Raw genomic sequence first — 16,582 nt, 5'->3', positions numbered from 1 at the left:
CCGTATTTACCGCCCTTTTATCGGGGACTTCAGAAGACCGCCGACGTGTCGGAGACGATACCATCGACGCCGGCCTCCGCGAGGGTGGCCGCCCCCTCCTCGTCGTCCACCGTCCACGAGTTCACGGTCAATCCGGCCTCGTGCGCCCGCGCCACGAACGACGCGTCGCAGAGGTCCGCTCGGGGGTGCACACACGCGCAGTCCAAATCGACGGCAGTGTCGATGCAGTTCGGCCCGCGCTGGTTGATGTAGGCCAGTCGAACGTCTGCGTCCCGTTCCCGGAGGTTCCGGAGAACGCGCGAGTCGAACGAGGACAGCAGTATCTCGTTTTCGACTGCCCCCACCGCGTCTAACACTCGGTCCGCCATCCCGACGTGTTTCAGTTCGAGGTTGATGGCCGTCCCCGCCGGAACCGCGTCGAGTGCGGTTTCCAGCGACGGAACCGTCTCGTCAGACCCGAGAATCGAGAGGCCTCGGAGCACCGACCACGGTGTGTCCTGGACCAACCCGTACTCGTCGGTCAACCGTCCGAGTTTCGCGTCGTGGAAGACGACGAGTTCGCCGGTGCCACACCGCTGGACGTCCATCTCGATGGCGTCGGCGCAGTCCGCCGCCCGCTCGAACGCGAGCGGACTGTTCTCGGGATAGTCGTCGGCGAACCCGCGATGGGCGATGTGGTTCGGCGCGTCGGTTGGGGACATACTGTCACTGTGACCCCTGCGGACTTATTTTCCTTCCCATCGTGGCCCCACACATGCGCGCAGTACGCTATCACGAACACGGCGGGCCGAACGTGCTACAGGTAGACGACATCGACCGACCGGAACCCGACGACGACGAACTGCTGGTGGCGGTCCGCGCCGCCGCGGTCAACCCCGTGGACACCTACTTCCGCGAGGGGTCGTACTCGCCCGGCGACCTCCCGTGGATTCCGGGGTCGGACTTCGCGGGCGAGGTCGAAGCCGTCGGCGACGACATCGAGGAGTTCGAGGCGGGCGACCGGGTGTTCGGTACCGGCCTCGGGAACGACCGACCCGGAACGTGCGCGGAGTACGCCACGACGCCGACGGATACGGTCGCCCACCTTCCGAATGGCGTCGGCTTCGAGGAGGGCGCGGCGGTCGCCCTCGTCGGCGTCACGGCGTGGCGGGCGCTCATCGACCACGGCGACCTCGAACCCGCCGAAACCTGCCTCGTGCACGGCGGTAGCGGCGGCGTCGGCCACGTCGCGGTGCAACTCGCGGCCGCGACCGGTGCCCGCGTGACGACGACGGCGAGCGAGGATTACCACGACCGCCTCGAAGCGGTCGGCGCGAACACGGTGCTCGACTACCGCAGGGAGGACCTCGCGGAGGCGGTGGAAGAGGCCGGGAAACCGGACGTCATCCTCGACCACCGGCTGGACGACTACCTCCAGTTCGACGCGGACGTGGCGGCGACGGGTGCCCGCATCGTCGGCATCGGCAACGAGGATGTGGCGGCCGGGTTCGAGAACGTCCCCGCCGCGCGCTCGAAGGAGCTGACGATAACGCTGATGAGCATGTACAACACCCCGGACATTTCGGCGGTGCTAGCGCGGTTGGCCCGACTCGTCGCGGACGGCGAAGTCGTCCCCGAAATCGCCCGGACGTACTCGCTGGACGAGGTGGACGAGGCACAGCGCGACGTGTTGGAAGAGAGCTTCCTCGGGAAACTGGTCGTGGAACCGTAGCGACGGACGGCGACACCTGAGTAGGCAACGCGCTTAATTCGCTTCGCTCCCAACGAAAACCACGATGCAGGACAGGCAGGCCGCTGGTTCTGCCGCCTTCGCGCGGCTCGGCTCGGAGGTTCGGTCGGCGCTCTCCGAGCGAGGCTTCTCGACGCCGACGGAGCCACAGAAGCGTGCGATTCCGCCGCTCGCGGAGGGAAAGAACGGGCTCGTCATCGCACCGACCGGGACGGGCAAGACCGAGACGGCGATGTTGCCCGTCTTCGATTCCGTAGCGGAGGCAAACCCCAGATTTGGGATTTCAGTGCTCTACATCACGCCGCTCCGGGCGCTGAACCGCGACATGCGCCAGCGACTCGAGTGGTGGGGCGAGACGCTCGACATCGAAATCGACGTGCGCCACGGCGACACCACGGACTACCAGCGCCAGAAGCAGGCCAACGACCCGCCGGACGTGCTGGTGACGACACCGGAAACGCTGCAGGCGATGCTCACCGGGTCGAAACTACGGAAAGCGCTGGAGGACGTCCATCACGTCGTCGTGGACGAGGTACACGAACTCGCCAGCGCGAAGCGGGGCGCGCAGTTGACCATCGGGTTGGAACGCCTGCAGGAACTCTCCGGCGAGTTCCAGCGAATCGGCCTGTCGGCGACGGTCGGCGACCCCGAAGAGGTCGGCAAGTTCCTCACCGGCGACAGGGGATGCGAGATAATCGAAGTGGACGTGGGGAGCAAGGTGGACTTCCGGGTGCACGAACCCGAAATCACGAACGAGGACGAGCGATTGGCGGGGGAACTGATGACGAACCCGGACATCGCCAGCCACGTTCGGGCGATTCGGGATATCGTGGAAACGCACGATTCGACGCTCATCTTCGTCAACACGCGCCAGACCGCCGAAGCGCTCGGGTCGCGGTTCAAGGAACTCGGCGCGAACATCGGCGTTCATCACGGAAGCCTCTCCAAGGAGGCCCGAATCGACGTGGAAGACCGGTTCAAGGACGGGGACCTCGACGCCCTGCTCTGTACCTCCTCGATGGAACTCGGCATCGACGTGGGGCGAATCGACCACGTGGTCCAGTATCAGAGTCCGCGGGAGGTCGCCCGTCTCCTCCAGCGCGTGGGACGGGCGGGCCATCGAATGGACGAGGTGTCGAACGGGACCATCGTCACGTCGAACCCTGACGACGCGCTGGAGGCGATGGCCATCGCTCGACAGGCAACGGACGGCGACGTGGAACCGGCCCACATCCACCACGCGAGTCTGGATACCGTCGCAAACCAAATCGTCGGTCTGGTCATGGACTTCGGGGAAATCGACGCCCGGCGCGCATACGAAATCGTCACGCGAGCCTATCCGTTCCGCGACTTGGACGAGGAGACGTTCAAGGGCGTCGTGCGAGAGTTGCAGGGCAATCGACTGGTCTGGCTGAACGAGGAGGCCGACAGGCTGGAGAAGTCCGGCAAGACGTGGCAGTACTTCTACGCCAACCTGTCGATGATTCCCGACGAGGAGACCTACACCGTCCACGACATCGCCAGCGGGTCGCAAATCGGGACGCTGGACGAGCGGTTCGTCGTCAACTTCGCGGAACCCGGCGAGGTGTTCATCCAGCGCGGCGAGATGTGGCGCATCGCCGAAATCGACGACGACGAGAGTCGGGTCAACGTCTCGCCCATCGAGGACCCCGGCGGCGAGGTTCCCTCGTGGGTCGGCGAGGAGATACCCGTCCCGTTCGAGGTGGCCCAGGAAGTGGGTGAAATGCGCGCCGTGGCGGGACCGCAGTTCGAGCGCGAGGCACCGCGCGAGGGGGTAGCCCGCGAGTTCACGAACCGCTACCCGACCGACCAGCACACCGCGGAATCCGCGCTCTCGCAACTCGACAGGCAGGCCGAGACCGACGCACCGGTTCCGACGGCAGATCGAATCGTCGTGGAGTTCGCCGCCGGGAAAATCGTCGTCAACGCCTGCTTCGGCCACAAGGTGAACGAGACGTTCGGGCGCGTCCTCTCGTCGCTGGTCGGCCAGCGAACCGGGTCCTCGGTCGGGATGGACATCGACCCCTACCGAATCGAGTTGGACGTTCCCGCCAAAATCGACGGACACGAAGTCGTCGAAGTCCTCCACGAGACCGACCCCGAGCACGTCGGCCCGCTCATCGAACTCTCGCTCAAGCGCTCGGACACCCTGAAGTTCACGCTCGCGCAGGTCGCCGCGAAGTTCGGCGCGTTGAACCGCTGGGAGGGAAGCGGTCCCGTCTCCATGGGCCGTCTCCTCGGCGCGCTGGAGGACACGCCGATGTACGACGAAGCGGTTCGAGAAGTGTTCCACGACGACCTCGCCGTCGATGCGACCGCGGACCTCCTCCGCGATATTCGGGCGGGCGACATCGAAATCGTCACGACCGGCGGGCGGACCCCGGTCGGTAGCGGCGGCCGCTCCTCGGGACGGGAACTGCTCGCCCCCGAGAACGCCGACGCGAGCGTGATTCAAACCGTTCGAGAACGGATTCAGAACGACCGCGTTATCCTGTTCTGTTTGCACTGTCAGGAATGGCAACGCAAGACGGAGGTCGGGAAGGTCAACGACCAACCCAAGTGCGTCCAGTGCGGTTCGACCAGAGTGGCCGCGCTCAATCCGTGGGCCGACGAGGTGGTCAAAGCGGTGCGGGCCGACGACAAGGACGAGGAACAAGAGAAGATGACGAGGCGGGCGTACAACGCCGCGAACCTCGTCCAAAGTCACGGGAAGCGGGCCGTCATCGCGCTCGCGGCCCGCGGCGTCGGCCCGCAGAACGCGGCGCGAATAATCGCCAAATTGAGGGAAGACGAGGACGATTTCTACCGCGATATTTTGGCCAGAGAGCGGCAATACGCCCGGACGCAAGCGTTCTGGGACTGATGAGGGGTTGGTGGTGAACGGTTTACCTCGCGCGAGCAAATTGTGATATCGTTCCGTCTTCTATTTATGTCGCCGCTTCTGAGATGTTCGTCCAATTCAGGACAACCGTTTAGACCGTCTACGGAGTACGTCCTTCCGGTGGGGACACATTAGTTGGGACTCCGTTCACGACAGATTGCCCGAACAGCCGACGGTAGTCCTCTCGGTGCGACTGCTCGTGACGATACTCCTGTTCCTGTTCGCCATTCGACTGTTGGGGGCGACGACCGACGCGCTCGCGCCGTTCCTCCAACGGAACCTCCGCCGGGTCGTCGTCGGCGACGCGCCCGCGCTCGGGGCCAGTTGGTTCGCCTCGTACGTGCTGGCGAACGGTTCCATCGTCGCCGCGCTCTCGCTCTCCCTGTTCAGTTCGCACCTCATCGTGCCGTCGCAACTGTTCCTGATGATAATCGGGTCTCGACTCGGCGCGGCGGCCATCGTCATCTTTATCGGCACGTTCGATTACCTCAACGAGGAACTCGACTCGCTCCGCGAATCGGTGAGTATGGGCCTGCTCGCGTTCCTCCTCACGCACTCCATCTACCTTCCGGTGTTGGTGGTGGGGTATCTCTCGATGCCGCTGGTCCAAACGACGGTCCCGGTTGAGCGAACCCCGCCCGCCACGGGAGCGTCACCGCCGGACGTGTTTTCGGCGCTTACCGGCGGCCTCATCGACGTGCTCGGTGCCGGAGTGGCATTTATCGTGGCCATCCTCTGTATCTTCCTGAGCATGCGCCTGTTCGACCGGATACTGAAGAGTCTCGACAAGCAACGGCTTCGACGCCGCTATCTCTCCCGACTGCAAAACAAGTGGGCGTCGTTCTTCCTCGGACTCGTCATCACCGGCCTGACGACGAGCGTCGCGTTCTCGCTCGGCGTCATCGTCCCGCTGTACAACCGCGGCCACGTCAAGCGCAACGAGATCATCCCGTACATCCTCGGCGCGAACATCGGAACCTTGGTCGATACGCTCATCATCGCGGTTGCCCTCGACACGCCCGTCGGCGTGCAGACCGTCGTCCTGTTGTTGAGCATCGGCCTACTGGTGACGCTCCTGACGCTCGTTCTCTATCCGCTGTACACGCCGTTCATCGACGCGATGCAGAACGAAATCGTCGGGACCAAAACCTACTTCATCGGATTTCTCCTCACGTTGCTCGTCGTTCCGCTGTTGCTCATCGTCCTCGGGTGACGGTCGGCGTCGGAGCCACACGACTTCACACGGGTCACGATTTTACGCGCCATCCCGGTCCCCTCGTGGTTTCGGCGCGATGTTCGTCGAGATATCCGACCCAATCCGTCCGCCTTTCCGCGACACCATCAACTAAGCCGCCGCGCCGAAATCGTCCGTGCATGACGCTGCTCCTGACGGGCTACGAACCCTTCGGCGACGACGACGAAAACCCGAGCGAGATGGTGGCGCGCGAACTCGACGGCGAGGAACTCGGCGGCCACGAAATCGTCGGGGAAGTCCTCCCGGTCGAGTTCGACGCGGCGTTCGAAGCGATGCGGGACCACATCGAAACCCACGACCCGACCGCAATCGTCGCCACCGGTCTCGCGGCGGGACGGGCGGGAATCAGCGTCGAGCGCGTGGGTATCAACGTCAACGACTCGGGGAGCACGCCGGACAACGCGGGCGCGGAGCCGCGAAACGAGCGAATCCGCGGCGGCGAGGCGGCGGGCTACTTCGCCACGCTGCCCGTCGTGTCCGTCGTCGAATCCCTGCTCGACGCCGGGATTCCGGCTCACGTCTCGAACACCGCCGGGACGCACCTCTGCAACAACGCCCTCTACTCGACGCGGGCGTATCTGGAGCGCGAGAACCGCGACGTTCCGATGGGCTTCGTCCACCTCCCCTGTACGCCCGAACTGGCGGCGAAACACGCCGAGGACGGGAACGGAACCAGCGGCGCGTCGGTCCAACCGAGCATGCCGCTGTCGATGCAGTGTGCGGCGATACGACGGACGTTCGACGTGACGCTTGAGGAATGAGTTACGAGGTCGTTTGTGGAGATTGTAGGTCAAAGGGGATGAGTGACACCGATTTGGATAGGGTATACGACGTTAGTTTATATGAAATATAGAAGACTTATATAATATTAAAAATATTCGCGGACATGGATATGTTCGCGACCGCGACAAATATTGGTGAACGGGGTCGCACTGCTCTCGCCCGTCGGTTTGAAATCGACACACGAGCGTTGGCAACCTTCCGGATATTCCTGGGCTTCTTGTTGCTCTCCGATCTGGTTCTCCGGTCGCGCGACCTCGCTGTTTTCTACACAGACTCCGGTGTTTTACCCCGCTCGGTTCTCGAAACGCGGTTCCCCGGGCTTTCTCACCTTTCGATCCACACGATTTCGGGAGCGGCGTGGTTTCAAGCGGTCTTGTTTATCGTTGCCGCCATCTTCGCTCTGTTGCTTCTCGTCGGCTATCGAACGAGGGTTTCGACGGCGATTTCGTTCGTTCTCCTCGTGTCGTTACATGCTCGAAATCCAGTCCTCCTGAACGCTGGAGATTCCTTGCTTCGGCGATTGCTTCTGTGGGGTATCTTCTTACCGTTGGGTGAACGCTGCTCCGTCGATTCGCTGTACGACGAGGGCCACGACGAGCGAGTTGTGAGCCTCGCGTCCGCCGGGTTGTTGGTTCAGGTCGTCGTTATCTACACCGCGAATGCGCTGTTCAAACTCCGCGGCGAGTTGTGGACGCGCGGCGTTGCGGTGGAGTACGTGTTCAGTCTCCACAATCTCACCACGTTCGTCGGGGACGCTTTGGCCCGGTATCCGACGATTCTTCACGTCTTCGACAAGTTCTGGTTCACGATGATCGTGACGTCGGCGCTCCTGATACTCCTGACTGGCTGGTCGCGGGCGGCGTTCGCATCGCTATTCATCGGGATGCACTTTGGAATGTTTCTCACCATGCATCTCGGTCTCTTTCCGTTGATTTCTATCACGGCACTGCTTCCGTTTCTCCCGAGCGTCGTCTGGGATTCCGTGGACCGGTTCGTCGAACCGGTCGTGGGGGCACGCGACGAGGCACGTCGGATGAGTTGGTGTGAACGTGCCTTTCCTCACCCTCGGACGCCGAAGGTTCTGAATGACGTCCGTCAGGGAATAGAACGAATCACACCGCTTATTTTGACATTCCTTCTCGTGTTCGTCCTCGTCTGGAACGCCGCGACACTCGGGTACGTCCGAACGCCAGAACAGGTAGAGGATACGGTGAATCCGGCCGAACATCGCTGGAGCATGTTCGCACCCGAACCGCGAGGAACCGACGGGTGGTACGTCGTTCCCGGGCGACTCGAATCAGGGCGGGAAGTGGACGCGTTTCATCGGGGTGCCGTTCGTTGGGACCGCCCGTCCGATGAGGGGCTCGGATTCCCCAGTCATCGGTGGCTGGTATATCTCCTCGACCTCCAGCGGCGCGACTACGGGACGCTTCGACCGGCGTTCGCCAAGTACGTCTGTCAACGTTGGAACGAAACGCACGACGATGACCTGACGAACGTCTCCGTCTACTACGTTCGGCAACCGACGAGGCTCGACGGCCCGGAGCCGACCGAACGGGTAGAAATCACGAATCGCTCGTGTAGTACTCGAAACCGAGATACGACGTAATATCTGACTATAGCGTCGGCTGAACGAACTCACGGGCGGCATCGAAGTGGCGCTGCTCGATGACGATTTCGTCAGCGCGCTCGTTGGCTTCCTCGGGCGTCAACTCGTCGGCCGCTTCGCGGATGGCGCGCATCGACGCGGCGCGGACGAGCGCCTCGATGTCGGCACCGGTGTACCCCTCCAGTTCCGTCGCCAACCAATCGAGGTCGATGTCGTCGGCGAGGGGTTTGTCGCCCGCGTGGACGGACAGGATTTTGCGACGACCCTCCTCGCCGGGGGCCGGAATCTCGATGTGGGATTCGAGTCGCCCGGGACGGAGGAGCGCGGGGTCGATGGCCTCGCGGCGGTTCGTCGCCGCGAGGACGACGAGGTTCGGATTCTCGGTCAGGCCGTCGAGTTCGGTCAGCAGTTGCGAGACGACCCGTTCGGTGACTTCGTGGGACTCGCCCCGCTGGGACGCGAGCGCGTCGATTTCGTCGAAGAAGATGATGGCGGGGGAGGCCTGTCGCGCCCGGTCGAACACCTCCCGAACTGACTTCTCGCTCTCGCCGACGTACCGGTCCAGCAGTTCCGGTCCGGCGACGGAGACGAAGTTCACGTCGCTCTCGCCAGCGAGCGCGCGGGCGAGGAGCGTCTTCCCGGTTCCGGGCGGGCCGTAGAGGAGGACGCCGCTCGGCGGTTCCGTCCGCGTCGCTTCGAACAGATTCGAGTACGAGAGCGGCCACTCGACGGCCTCGATGAGCGTCTGCTTCGCGTCGTTCAGTCCCCCAACGTCCTCGAAGGAGATGTCCGGTGCTTCGGCGACGAACTCGCGCATCGCGGACGGTTCGACGCTCGCCAGCGCGGTGTTGAAGTCCCCCCGCGTCACCTCGACGGAGAGCAACGCGTCGTCGTCCGCGCCGTCGTCGCGCGCGCGCCGGAGCGCCGCCATCGCCGCCTCCGTGACGAGCGTGTGGAGGTCGGCACCGACGAACCCGTGAGTCGTCGCGGCGAGTCGTTCGACCGCCACGTCGTCGGCGAGCGGCATCCCGCGGGTGTGGACTTCGAGGATTTCGCGGCGGCCGCCCTCGTCGGGCGCGCCGATTTCGATTTCGCGGTCGAAGCGCCCGCCGCGCCGGAGCGCCGGGTCGATGGCGTCCACGCGGTTCGTCGCGCCGATGACGACGACTTCCCCGCGGGACTCCAACCCGTCCATCAGTGACAGCATCTGGGCGACGAGTCGGTTCTCCATGTCGCTTTCCTCGTCGCGCTTCCCGCCGAGGCTGTCCACCTCGTCGAAGAAGATGATGGCGGGGGCGTTCTCGTTCGCTTCGGTGAAGATTTCGCGGAGGCGTTCCTCGCTTTCTCCCTTGTACTTGCTCATCACTTCCGGGCCGGAGACGGAGACGAAGTGGGCGTTCACCTCGTTGGCGACCGCCTTGGCGATGAGGGTTTTTCCGGTTCCGGGCGGGCCGTAGAGCAACACGCCCTTCGGCGGGTCGATACCCAACCGGCGGAAGAGTTCGGGGTTCGAGAGCGGCAGTTCGACCATCTCGCGGACCCGCCGGAGTTCATCGTCCAGTCCGCCGATGTCCTCGTACGCCGCGCCGGTGACGTCGGTCGAATCGTCGGCGTCGGTGGAGGATGTGGAGACGGATTCGACCATATCCGAGAGGGAGACTTTCACGTTCGTGTCGTTCGTCACGCGGACGGTTCCACCGGGATTCGTCCGCGTGACGACGAATAGTCCCGCGTCGCCGAGTCGCTCGATTCGCGCGCGCTCACCGGACTGAACCGGACGGTCCAGCAGTTCCCGCTTCACCGCCCGCTCCAGCGTGTCAACGTCGTCGAGCGAGAAGTTCGCCTTCGGGACGACCGTGATGGAGTCCGCGTCGGAGACGGAGATGGGACGAACGGAAACCTCGTCGCCGATTCTGACGCCCGCGTTCGTCCGCGTTTCGGCGTCGATTTGGATGGTGTTTTCCGGCACCGTGCTCGCGGCGGGCCACACCTTGACGACCGTCGTTCCGTTCCCCTCGACGGCGACCGTATCGCCGCTCAGCACGCCGAGTTGCTGTCGGGCCTCGTCGGCGATTCGGGCGATACCCCGCCCGCCGTCGCGCTTTTCCGCACCCCGGACGGTAAGCGTAACCGTCGGTGTATTCGTCATATTCCCTACTCGTCACCCCACCGTCTTCAGGGTTTCCCGGAGAAACCCCTTTGTCCGATGCTGCCGATTGTTCAATTATGGTTGCTCGAACCGAGCGCGACGATGCGACATGGTACCAGTGCGAGCAGTGCGGACTGATGTTCGACGACCGGAGCGACGCGGAACAGCACGAGGAACACTGCGACGCGGAGGACCCGAGCTACATCCAGTAGCGGACACGACGAACGGGAGCAGGTGACGGCGGCATCGGTGGACGGATAATGGCGGGCAAACGGCGACGAACGCGCGTCGATTGCCACGCGGACGTTCACCACTGCCGACAGCTTAAACCGAGTGGCAGTCGGGAACGTACTATGGGGTACGATACCACAATCGGCTGGTCGCTGTTCACGTCCGGCGTCGTCACGCTCCTCCTGAAGGTGCTACCGTACGATTCGCTCTATTGGGGAATCGGACTCATCGTCCTCGGCGTGGTGGTGATGTCGCGCCGAATTACGTGATGTTGCGTCCGAGTCACCGTGTAACCGATTACCGTGTGTTTTAGACTCACTCTAAAACCGATATTTGTCAACTCTAATCCATATATTCTTAACCACGGGCGTTCCACGAAGGAACGAATGGCCGACCACCGGAGCGAATTCCTCAAGGCGTCGTGGGCCAACGTGGTGACGAACGTCCTCAAAATCGTGGTGGAGGGGGGACTCGGACTCGCGTTCGGAAGCCTCGCGCTCGTCGCCGACGCCGCCCACTCGGTGGCCGACCTGTTGGCGAGTGCGGTCGTCCTCGTCTGGGGACGTCTCTCCTTTCACGGACCCGACTCGAACCACCCGCACGGACACGAGCGGGTCGAACCGCTGACCGCCCTGTTCGTCGGCGGGACGCTCGTCCTGCTCGGCCTGAAACTGCTGTACGACGCTGGACAAACGATTCGCTCCGCGCCGGAGGCAACCTACAGCATCGCCCTCGCTGGGGGACTCGCCTTCGCCTTTTTCGACCGCGCCTTCTGTTACTGGTACACCAAACGCGTCAACCGAAACGTGGGGTCGTCCGGCCTCGCCGCGCTCGCCGCCGACAGCAAAAACGACCTCTACACCACGCTCGCGGCGATGGTCGGCGTCGCCGGAATGGCCGTCGGGTTCCCGGTTCTCGACCCGCTCGCGGGCGGAGTGGTCAGCCTGCTCGTCATCCACCAGGGCGTGGAGATTTCGCGGGAGAACGTCAACTACCTCGTGGACACCGCCGCCCCGGAACCCGTCCGAGAAGAGATTCGGGACGAAGTGCTCTCCCACGACGACGTTCACGGTGTACACGATTTCACCGCCTACCACGCCGGAACCGTCCTCGAAATCGAGTTCCACGCCGAGGTCGCGGCCGACCACACGTTCATCGAAGCTCACGACATCGAAACCGAACTCCGAGACTCACTCATCGCCCGCGACGACGTGGGCGACGTCCACATCCATCTCGACCCCGAAGGACTGGGCGAGTGGAAGGACGCGGACGAGGAACCGACGTCACCGCTCGTCAACTGAGTTCCGGCGGCTACCAGTCAACCACTACTCAGTCCAGCCCTGCCCGTTCCCGATGTTCCGCGGCCAACTCCTCCGCTCCTTCCCGCGATTGGCACGTCTCCCAACGGACCTGCTCGGCGTCGCCGTACGTGAGCGCGGTTTTCAACTCGTCGCGGAGGACGCCGACGCCGATTTCCAGTACCTCGCCGTCGGTCCCCAGTTCGTACATCGCCCAGCGTTCCGGAGCCCGCGCGACCGTCCCCCTGTCGAGTTCCAGCCAGCGCTTTGCGAGCGGCATTATTCGTCGTCGTCCTCGACGAACTCGAACGAGCGCTCGCCCAGTTCGTCCTCCTCGAAGACGAACACTCGCCCGCGTGCAATTTTCGGACTGGCCTCGACTTCGACGGCGTAGCCGTCGGCCCGGACCGTCACTCCGGGGAACAGTTCCTCCTCTTCGCCGGGTTCGAGGATGACTCGGCCGACGCCCGTCTCTTGCAGGATTTCGTCGTGGGTGTCCCGGTCGTTGACGTAGGTCATGACGCCCTCCGTCTCGGTCGGGTCGGTGACGAGCACCTGAATCAGCTTTCCTGGTTGCGTTCGAAGCGTCCCCTGTACCTTCTTCGGAATCCCGTTGTAGAAGACCTCCCGGCCGTCCGTGTATTCGACGACGATGCCGTCCTCGGTGAGTTCGACGCCGAGCGTATCGGGGGAAACGTCGTTGCGGACACTCATACCCGGCGGTTTGTCGGGGACGGGGAAAAGACCCCCGTTCCGGCGCAACGATTCGTTCGCACCCCGTCGGACGACCCACGCGGGAGAGCATACCGACCCGAGATTCGACGTAATGCCCGAGACTCGACGGACGGTTGATGCCACCAATGAACTTGACGGACACAAACATCGGCGCAATATTATTTGAAAATCTCATTTTCCAATCGCCATCATAGGAAGATGGTTTGAAACGAGCCAGTAGTATCAAATGAGTGGAACCGCTACGCACGGACGATGAACACCGTGGTGATAGCTGCGCGGTTGGCCGCCGGACTACTGTTGATACTGGCGAACGGGTACTTCGTCGCCATCGAGTTCGCGCTGACCCGCGTCCGCCAGTACTCCGAATCGGAGTTCGACTCGCCCGACTTGCGGAGGGCGTGGGAGATGACGGAGAACCTCGAAATCTACCTCACGAGCTGTCAGGTCGGTATCACCGCATCCAGCATCGCGGTCGGTATCGTCGCCGAACCGGCGCTGGCCGCCATCTTCGAGCCGATATTCGCGGGGACCTGGTTGGCGTCGGTCGGCGCGGGGGCGCTCCTCGGATTCCTCATCATCAACCTCGTCCACCTGACCCACGGGGAACAGACGCCGACGTACCTCGGCGTCGAGCGCACGAAGTTCGTCTGTCGGTACGGCGCGACCCCGCTGTACTGGTTCCATCGGGGCATCGCTCCGATAATCACGCTCGGCGACGGGGTGGCGAAGTGGACGCTGCGTCTGTTCGGCGTCGAAATCACCGGCGCGTGGAAGGACGCGGAAGCGGACGCCATCGAAACCCGCGCCGACCTCCACCAGGAACTCGGCTCCGTCCTCGAACGAGGCGACCTCGCGGACGAGCGCCATCGGGAGGTCCTGAACGCGCTCGCAATCGGCGAGATACCGGTTCGAGACGTCATGATTCCGCGCGAGGACATCGTCTCCCTCTCGACGTCCGCGTCCCTCGACGAGAACGTCGAACGCGCCAAGAACAATCCGCACACGCGGTTTCCGCTGGTCGGCGAGTCGCTCTCCGAGTACCACGGGAACGTCTACATGCCCGCGCTGTACGGCGCGGACGACGCGCTCCGGTCGGGAGAGACGACCATCGAGGAGGTGGCACACCCGCCGACGACCGTCGTGGCGGACGCATCCATCAGCGACGTGGTGGACCAGTTCCAGGCCGAAAATCAGGAACTCGCGCTGGTGATGGAGGACGGAGAAGTCGTCGGCCTCATCACCGCAACCGACGCATTGGAGGAAATCGTCGGTGAACTAGAGGACCCGACGGACGAACCGACCGAATCGTCCGCGGCCGCGTGACGGCATCACGTATTGCGTCTACCGCCATCCTCAAGACGGATACCCGCGAAGGCCGACCATGCACGGTCGCGCGAAAGCACCCGCCGCCGGGACGATACTCAACGCACTGGCGACCGGTGTCGGGTCGGCGTTCGCCATCGCCATCTCGACGACCGCGGAGGTCGAACTGGACGATTCCGGCGAGATACGGGGCGAAATCGCCGACGCTCCCGACGCGGACGCTCGACTCATCGAACGCTGTGCGGAACTCGTCCTCGACGTCGAAGACGAGGCGTTCGGCGCGACGGTCCGCACCGAGAGCGACGTGCCGATGGCTTCCGGCCTGAAGAGTTCGAGCGCCGCCGCGAACGCGACGGTGCTGGCGACGCTTTCGGCGCTCGATATCGAGATGCGGCGGGAAGACGCCTGCCGAATCGGCGTGCAGGCGGCCCGCGACGTGGGCGTGACGGTCACCGGTGCGTTCGACGACGCCAGCGCGAGCATGCTCGGCGGCGTCACCGTCACCGACAACTCGACGGACGAACTGCTCACCCGCGACGAGGTGGACTGGGACGTGCTGGTGTGGACGCCGCCGGAGCGGTCGTTCTCCGCCGACGCGGACGTCTCCCGGTGTCGGCAGGTCGGGCCGATGGCCGAACTGGTGGCCGAACTCGCGCTCGACGGCGACTACGGCCGGGCGATGACCGTCAACGGCTTCGCCTTCTGCGGTGCGCTCGGGTTTTCGGCCGACCCCATGGTGGAAGCTCTGCCGGACGTGGCGGGCGTTTCGCTGTCGGGAACCGGCCCGAGTTTCGTCGCCGTCGGCGGGCGAGAGGTTTTAGAGGACGTACGGAAAAGCTGGCAGTCATTGGAGGGCACGACATGGCTAACGACGACGCAAACAGACGGAACCCGAACGATATGACGCTCGACGAACTGCGCGACGAAATCGAATCCATCGACCGCGAACTGGTGGAACTCATCGCCCGACGGACCTACGTCGCGGACACGGTGGCGGAGGTGAAGTCGGCCCAAGACATCCCGACGACGGACGAGTCACAGGAACAACGCGTGATGGACCGGGCGGGCGAGAACGCCGAGAAGTTCGAGGTGGACTCGAATTTGGTGAAGGCGATTTTCCGGTTGCTCATCGAACTGAACAAGGTGGAGCAACGCGAGAATCGGTAGCGACTGACACAACGCACAGTTTGAAAATCGTCACGAAGAGCTATTACTGATTGCGTGCATCTGTGTCATGGACGAAAGTGAATGGCCACAAAACAAAGCCGCAAAGTGCTGTTTCCCGGCAGTTGGTGGGTTCCGATTTTGTCGATACCCATTTCGTTCCTCCTTTGGCTGTCGGTAACTCTCCTGAACACCGCCTTCGCACAGCATGTCGGACTACAGGTTTCAGGATATCTGAGTGAGACGGCATCAGTGCTAACCGTCGTGAATTACGCACTCTCCCTGTTCGCCCCGTTCGCACTCTACTACGACCGAACGTATGTGAGCGAGAAGTCGAAATGGACGCCAACCCTCCTCTACTTGTTCATCTTTGTTCCGCTGTTGAACGTACTGATTGCGACCTTCTATCTGGCCCGCCGACACCGGTTCGTTGGAAATCCGTAGTTCGTTCCACCCTGAAAATAGAGGCAATCCACACAGAATCTATCACATCTGTTGGGAATCTGAACAAGGTGGAGCAAAGAGAAAATCGATAATCGCGGTGGGAATTCTAGCGAAACATCGGCGGCGGGGGCGTACTCTTCGGCGGGTTCTTTCTCCTGAAAGTCGGCATCGAATGGGCTCGCTTCCGCGCCGAACACGCCGCCGACTCCAGCGGACTCGCGGCGTGGTTGGCACCGCAAAAGTCAGGCTCGACGTCGGGGGACTGAAGGGAACGACCGCTCTCGCGTGAAGACGCCGTATCGAACGGCGAGCGACCTCGTGAGACTTACCGAACGACCCGAATCGTCGCCAGTTCTTCGTCCGCAACGTTCTCGCGCCACTGCGCTTGCGAGATGGTGTACGCGCGTAAGTCCCGCGGGCCGCCGGAATCGCCCGGCGGAAGCCAATTTCGGAGGATGCCGTCGTACTGCCCGCCGTAGGCATCGACGTACTTCTCGATGGCGCGTTTCGACCGCTCGTTTTCGGGTTCGTGTCCGACGCTCACGAGTTCGAGGTCGAGCAGTTCGAAGGCGACGTACAGCATCGCTCCCGCCCGCTCTGCGGAGTAGCCGCGTCCCCAGCACGGCTCTCGAACCCAAATTCCGAACGACGTCTTGCGTTTGTCCCATTCGAGCCACAGCTCGGCGACGCCGACGAATTCGTCGTCCGCGTTCGACCGCATGGCGTAGGTCGCCCGTTCGCCGGACTCCCACGCGTCCCTGACTTCGGTCAGTTCGTCCATCGTTTCCTTCGGCGTCGCGTGAGGCGTCTCCCCGAGCGGGCGCATTACGGCATCCATCTCGCCGGAGCGGTGATACTCGTAGAGGTCGAGAACGTCGACCGACTCGTGTAGCGGCACGTACCGAAGCCGTTCACTTTCGATGGTCGCCGGGAACAAAGTAGGAGACATAGGCGTGGATA

Annotated in this window: 17 protein-coding genes; 12 read left to right on the top strand and 5 right to left on the bottom strand. The window is 63.4% G+C overall.

All coding sequences use genetic code 11. The features are described from left to right. Positions 1-29: 29 nt before the first annotated feature. A complete protein-coding gene (locus B208_RS0104280; protein WP_007980337.1) occupies positions 30-701 on the bottom strand; it encodes a glycerophosphodiester phosphodiesterase in 672 nt (223 codons plus the stop codon). A gap of 53 nt (positions 702-754) precedes the next feature. On the opposite strand from B208_RS0104280, the gene B208_RS0104275 reads away from it, so the two are divergent. The 5 genes from B208_RS0104275 to B208_RS0104255 all read left to right on the top strand — a co-directional run bounded on the left by B208_RS0104275 (position 755) and on the right by B208_RS0104255 (position 8,278). Beyond that, entirely contained in the window at positions 755-1,711 is a 957-nt protein-coding gene (locus tag B208_RS0104275) for an NADPH:quinone reductase (RefSeq protein WP_007980336.1), read from the top strand. A 64-nt stretch (positions 1,712-1,775) separates the two neighbouring features. After that, on the top strand, positions 1,776-4,613 hold the full coding sequence (locus B208_RS0104270) for a DEAD/DEAH box helicase (protein WP_007980334.1): 2,838 nt from the start codon (positions 1,776-1,778) through the stop codon (positions 4,611-4,613). 175 nt (positions 4,614-4,788) lie between these two features. Next, a complete protein-coding gene (locus B208_RS0104265; protein ID WP_007980332.1) occupies positions 4,789-5,844 on the top strand; it encodes a sodium:phosphate symporter in 1,056 nt (351 codons plus the stop codon). A 161-nt stretch (positions 5,845-6,005) separates the two neighbouring features. Beyond that, entirely contained in the window at positions 6,006-6,647 is a 642-nt protein-coding gene (locus tag B208_RS0104260; protein ID WP_007980330.1) for a pyroglutamyl-peptidase I family protein, read from the top strand. A 125-nt stretch (positions 6,648-6,772) separates the two neighbouring features. After that, entirely contained in the window at positions 6,773-8,278 is a 1,506-nt protein-coding gene (locus B208_RS0104255; protein WP_368085860.1) for an HTTM domain-containing protein, read from the top strand. Positions 8,279-8,285: 7 nt separating this feature from the next. Here the strand turns inward: B208_RS0104255 and B208_RS0104250 are convergent, their stop codons facing one another. Then, positions 8,286-10,427, bottom strand: a complete 2,142-nt coding sequence (locus B208_RS0104250; protein WP_007980326.1) for a CDC48 family AAA ATPase — start codon at positions 10,425-10,427, stop codon at positions 8,286-8,288. 77 nt (positions 10,428-10,504) lie between these two features. On the opposite strand from B208_RS0104250, the gene B208_RS24895 reads away from it, so the two are divergent. The 3 genes from B208_RS24895 (at position 10,505) to B208_RS0104235 (ending at position 11,959) form a co-directional block, all read left to right on the top strand. Further along, on the top strand, positions 10,505-10,639 hold the full coding sequence (locus B208_RS24895; protein WP_007980324.1) for a DUF7128 family protein: 135 nt from the start codon (positions 10,505-10,507) through the stop codon (positions 10,637-10,639). A gap of 141 nt (positions 10,640-10,780) precedes the next feature. Then, positions 10,781-10,927, top strand: a complete 147-nt coding sequence (locus B208_RS24190; protein WP_007980322.1) for a hypothetical protein — start codon at positions 10,781-10,783, stop codon at positions 10,925-10,927. Positions 10,928-11,044: 117 nt separating this feature from the next. Continuing rightward, positions 11,045-11,959 carry a cation diffusion facilitator family transporter gene (locus B208_RS0104235; RefSeq protein ID WP_007980320.1) on the top strand — a complete coding sequence of 305 codons (915 nt, stop codon included), beginning with the start codon at positions 11,045-11,047 and terminating at the stop codon, positions 11,957-11,959. 28 nt (positions 11,960-11,987) lie between these two features. On the opposite strand, the gene B208_RS0104230 is transcribed toward B208_RS0104235, so the two are convergent. Together B208_RS0104230 and B208_RS0104225 are read right to left on the bottom strand one after the other, a co-directional pair. Next, positions 11,988-12,236, bottom strand: a complete 249-nt coding sequence (locus tag B208_RS0104230; RefSeq protein WP_007980318.1) for a DUF7508 domain-containing protein — start codon at positions 12,234-12,236, stop codon at positions 11,988-11,990. After that, positions 12,236-12,670, bottom strand: coding sequence for a DUF5796 family protein (locus B208_RS0104225; RefSeq protein ID WP_007980316.1), 435 nt, complete (start codon positions 12,668-12,670; stop codon positions 12,236-12,238). The genes B208_RS0104230 and B208_RS0104225 overlap by 1 nt, the downstream gene beginning before the upstream one ends. A gap of 273 nt (positions 12,671-12,943) precedes the next feature. On the opposite strand from B208_RS0104225, the gene B208_RS0104220 reads away from it, so the two are divergent. From B208_RS0104220 to B208_RS22920, 4 genes are all read left to right on the top strand, one after another. Continuing rightward, positions 12,944-14,014, top strand: coding sequence for a CNNM domain-containing protein (locus tag B208_RS0104220; RefSeq protein WP_007980315.1), 1,071 nt, complete (start codon positions 12,944-12,946; stop codon positions 14,012-14,014). Positions 14,015-14,072: 58 nt separating this feature from the next. Next, positions 14,073-14,918, top strand: a complete 846-nt coding sequence (locus B208_RS0104215) for a shikimate kinase (RefSeq protein WP_007980312.1) — start codon at positions 14,073-14,075, stop codon at positions 14,916-14,918. Beyond that, positions 14,876-15,181: a chorismate mutase gene (locus B208_RS0104210; protein ID WP_026177730.1), complete on the top strand. Its 306-nt coding sequence runs from the start codon at positions 14,876-14,878 to the stop codon at positions 15,179-15,181. Before B208_RS0104215 ends, B208_RS0104210 begins: the two co-directional genes overlap by 43 nt. Positions 15,182-15,262: 81 nt before the next feature. Continuing rightward, the gene (locus tag B208_RS22920) at positions 15,263-15,622 is read left to right on the top strand and encodes a hypothetical protein (protein ID WP_018128716.1); all 360 of its coding nucleotides are present in this window, start codon (positions 15,263-15,265) and stop codon (positions 15,620-15,622) included. Positions 15,623-15,947: 325 nt separating this feature from the next. Here the strand turns inward: B208_RS22920 and B208_RS0104200 are convergent, their stop codons facing one another. After that, a complete protein-coding gene (locus B208_RS0104200) occupies positions 15,948-16,571 on the bottom strand; it encodes a GNAT family N-acetyltransferase (protein WP_232423716.1) in 624 nt (207 codons plus the stop codon). Between the last annotated feature and the right edge of the window lie 11 nt (positions 16,572-16,582).

It is taken from the genome of Haladaptatus paucihalophilus DX253 (assembly GCF_000376445.1).
Classification (GTDB): Archaea; Halobacteriota; Halobacteria; order Halobacteriales; family Haladaptataceae; genus Haladaptatus; species Haladaptatus paucihalophilus.
Note: the sequence above shows the minus strand (reverse complement) of the source record. Positions and strands in the feature narration are given on the sequence as shown.

Excerpts from the sequence above, each read along its gene's own strand:
- B208_RS0104225 (WP_007980316.1), bottom strand. The coding sequence starts at position 12,670 with ATGAGTGTCCGCAACGACGTTTCCCCCGATACGCTCGGCGTCGAACTC.
- B208_RS0104200 (WP_232423716.1), bottom strand. The coding sequence starts at position 16,571 with ATGTCTCCTACTTTGTTCCCGGCGACCATCGAAAGTGAACGGCTTCGG.
- B208_RS0104215 (WP_007980312.1), top strand. The coding sequence starts at position 14,073 with ATGCACGGTCGCGCGAAAGCACCCGCCGCCGGGACGATACTCAACGCA.
- B208_RS24895 (WP_007980324.1), top strand. The coding sequence starts at position 10,505 with ATGGTTGCTCGAACCGAGCGCGACGATGCGACATGGTACCAGTGCGAG.
- B208_RS0104235 (WP_007980320.1), top strand. The coding sequence starts at position 11,045 with ATGGCCGACCACCGGAGCGAATTCCTCAAGGCGTCGTGGGCCAACGTG.
- B208_RS0104260 (WP_007980330.1), top strand. The coding sequence starts at position 6,006 with ATGACGCTGCTCCTGACGGGCTACGAACCCTTCGGCGACGACGACGAA.
- B208_RS0104210 (WP_026177730.1), top strand. The coding sequence starts at position 14,876 with ATGGCTAACGACGACGCAAACAGACGGAACCCGAACGATATGACGCTC.
- B208_RS0104280 (WP_007980337.1), bottom strand. The coding sequence starts at position 701 with ATGTCCCCAACCGACGCGCCGAACCACATCGCCCATCGCGGGTTCGCC.
- B208_RS0104275 (WP_007980336.1), top strand. The coding sequence starts at position 755 with ATGCGCGCAGTACGCTATCACGAACACGGCGGGCCGAACGTGCTACAG.
- B208_RS22920 (WP_018128716.1), top strand. The coding sequence starts at position 15,263 with ATGGCCACAAAACAAAGCCGCAAAGTGCTGTTTCCCGGCAGTTGGTGG.
- B208_RS0104255 (WP_368085860.1), top strand. The coding sequence starts at position 6,773 with ATGGATATGTTCGCGACCGCGACAAATATTGGTGAACGGGGTCGCACT.
- B208_RS0104250 (WP_007980326.1), bottom strand. The coding sequence starts at position 10,427 with ATGACGAATACACCGACGGTTACGCTTACCGTCCGGGGTGCGGAAAAG.
- B208_RS24190 (WP_007980322.1), top strand. The coding sequence starts at position 10,781 with ATGGGGTACGATACCACAATCGGCTGGTCGCTGTTCACGTCCGGCGTC.
- B208_RS0104220 (WP_007980315.1), top strand. The coding sequence starts at position 12,944 with ATGAACACCGTGGTGATAGCTGCGCGGTTGGCCGCCGGACTACTGTTG.
- B208_RS0104270 (WP_007980334.1), top strand. The coding sequence starts at position 1,776 with ATGCAGGACAGGCAGGCCGCTGGTTCTGCCGCCTTCGCGCGGCTCGGC.
- B208_RS0104230 (WP_007980318.1), bottom strand. The coding sequence starts at position 12,236 with ATGCCGCTCGCAAAGCGCTGGCTGGAACTCGACAGGGGGACGGTCGCG.